General features: G+C 68.2%; 2 protein-coding genes. Both read left to right on the top strand.

Going from position 1 to position 2,352, the window contains the following annotated elements; genetic code table 11:
* Positions 1 to 239 precede the first annotated feature (239 nt).
* The gene (locus EF387_RS46365; protein ID WP_128382576.1) at positions 240 to 1,256 is read left to right on the top strand and encodes a hypothetical protein; all 1,017 of its coding nucleotides are present in this window, start codon (positions 240 to 242) and stop codon (positions 1,254 to 1,256) included.
* Positions 1,250 to 2,218, top strand: a complete 969-nt coding sequence (locus tag EF387_RS46360) for a glycoside hydrolase family 113 (protein ID WP_128382575.1) — start codon at positions 1,250 to 1,252, stop codon at positions 2,216 to 2,218. The genes EF387_RS46365 and EF387_RS46360 overlap by 7 nt, the downstream gene beginning before the upstream one ends.
* The last annotated feature ends 134 nt before the right edge of the window (positions 2,219 to 2,352 follow it).

The following is a 2,352-nucleotide window of genomic DNA, read 5'->3' as shown; positions in this document are numbered from 1 at the left end:
CACTGCGCATCTGTTAACGGCACACCCGAACAACGACGGACTGATCCAAACGAAACTGCCTAGTCACACGGCAAAGCGGCGTTGGAGTGGGTGTGGCCGGAGGTCCGCGCACTTTTGGACGTAGACGGAAGTCATGCGCTCGTGGACGAAAGGCGGATGCCCGGCGGTCGGCGGTCTCCCTAGTTTCGACCGGACCGATGACGACCCGGACCGATGAACCACCAACGCAGAGGATTCTCATGCCCGCACTGTCCGCCCCTGCCGCACTGCCGCGGTTTCGGCACCGCTGGACGGCCGTAGCGGGCCTGCTGGTGCTGTCCCCGATCAGTGCGGAGTACCTCATCGGCTACGGCGAAAGCACTGGTCGGCCGCTGGAGCTGCTGGCGGGCCTGCTCATCCTCGCGCCGCTCTATGGAACCGTCGCGGTGCTCATCCGCGAGATCACTCGGCGCACCGGCCGCGGCTGGCCGACGATCCTGCTGTTGAGCGCGGCCTTCGGGGTGCTCCAGGCCGGCTTGGTCGACCAGACCCTGTTCGACAATGAGGTCGACGCCGATGACCCCGACTGGGCGACCCAGCCGCTGGTCACCCTCATCCCGGGCACAGGGGTCGATGCGGCGAGCTTGCTGAACTATGTCGGGGGCCATGTGATCTGGAGTTTCGCAGCCCCGATCGCGGTGGTCGAATCCTGTGCCCCGCGCATCGCGAACCGGCCATGGCTGGGCCCGGTCGGCGTTGGTGCCATGGTGTCGCTGTGGGCGCTGAGCGCCGCGCTGATCTTCAGCGACAGCGCAGCGGACTCCACGGCCGGCCCGGCGCAGCTGATCGGCGCCGCAGTGGTCGCCATCGCCCTGATCGCCGCCGCGTTCACCGTCCGGCCTGCGAGGACCCAGTCGTCCGCGAAGGCGCCGTCGTGGTGGCTGGTCGGCGGTGTCACAGGGGTCGCATGGTGTGCCAGTCAGCTGCTGCCGGCGACCTGGGCCGGGGTGACGGTGAACGTCGTCGCCATGGTCGTACTCGGCTGGCTGCTGCTGCGCTGGTCGCGCCGCCGGGACTGGGGCCGTCGGCACGTACTGGCCGCCGCGGGCAGTGCTCTCCTCGTCCGTGCCGGGTTGTCCTTCCTGGTCGAACCGCTCGGCGACAACGTGGATTTCACGGTGAAGTACGCGGTCAACGCCGCGATGCTCGGTGGAGTCGCCGCCCTAATCCTCATGGCCGCCCACCGTCTGCGTCGACAGGAGCCGAGCGCATGCTGACCGTCCGCGGCATCTCCTACCTGGTCGGCGAGGCAAGCACCGACGACGTGCGGCGGGACATGGAGGTCATCGCCCGGGACCTGCACTGCACCACGGTGATGCTCATCGGGGACGGGAAGCGGTTGATCGATGCCGCCCGCACCGCCCTCCAGTCCGGTCTCGGCGTGTACATCCGGCCCAACGTTCCCGAACTGCCTCAGCCGAAGCTGCTGGAACACCTGGACGCCGTCGCCGAGGCGGCCGAGGAACTTCGCCGGGAACACCCGGACCGGGTGACGCTCCTGGTCGGCAGCGAGTTCTCCCACACCGCGCCGGGCATCGTCCCCGGACCTCGGTCGTTCTTGCGCCTGAAGCTCATCCTGCGTTTCCGCCGCCTGCTGCGGCGCAGGATCGACCGGCGGCTCCACAGGCTGCTCACCATCGCCGTGACCACCGCGCGGCGCCGCTTTGGCGGGCCCGTCACCTACTCCGCGGGCGGGTGGGAACACGTCGACTGGTCGCTGTTCGACCTGGTCGGCGTCAGTCTCTACCGCTCCCGCCGTAACCACACCACCTACACAGACCGCCTGCGCAGCCTGGTTCGCGACCACGACAAGCCCGTGGTCATCACCGAGTTCGGGTGCGGTGCCTTCACCGGAGCCGACCAGCGGGGAGCCGGCGCCTTCTGGATCGTCAACTGGTTCGCCGTACCCCCGCACATCCGCGGCGACCACCCCCGCGACGAGGCCGTCCAGGCCCGCTACCTCGGTGAACTCATCGACCAGTACGACGCGGAGGGCGTGCACGGCTGTTTCGTGTTCACCTTCGCCACGCCCGACTTCCCGCGTCACGACGATCCTCGTCTCGATCTGGACAAGGCCGGCTTCGGGGTCGTGGCGGTGACCGGCGAGGGTGTATGCAGCCCCAAGGAGGCGTTCCACGAGGTCGCGCGGCGCTACGGCGACATGGCCGCGGAGGAATGACCGAATGAGATGAGCGGCCAGGCAGCCAACACGCCAACTCGGCCTTCCACACCACAACTTGCCCGGAGTGGCTAGGCAGTTTCGTTTGGATCAGTCCGTCGTTGTTCGGGTGTGCCGTTAACAGATGCGCAGTG

Origin of the sequence: Streptomyces cavernae (assembly GCF_004023625.1) — a bacterium.
Classification (GTDB): domain Bacteria; phylum Actinomycetota; class Actinomycetes; order Streptomycetales; family Streptomycetaceae; genus Streptomyces; species Streptomyces cavernae.
This window is presented reverse-complemented; position numbering and strand designations above follow the sequence as displayed.

Coding starts and splice junctions, on each gene's coding strand:
- EF387_RS46365 (WP_128382576.1), top strand. CDS start 240: ATGCCCGCACTGTCCGCCCCTGCCGCACTGCCGCGGTTTCGGCACCGC.
- EF387_RS46360 (WP_128382575.1), top strand. CDS start 1,250: ATGCTGACCGTCCGCGGCATCTCCTACCTGGTCGGCGAGGCAAGCACC.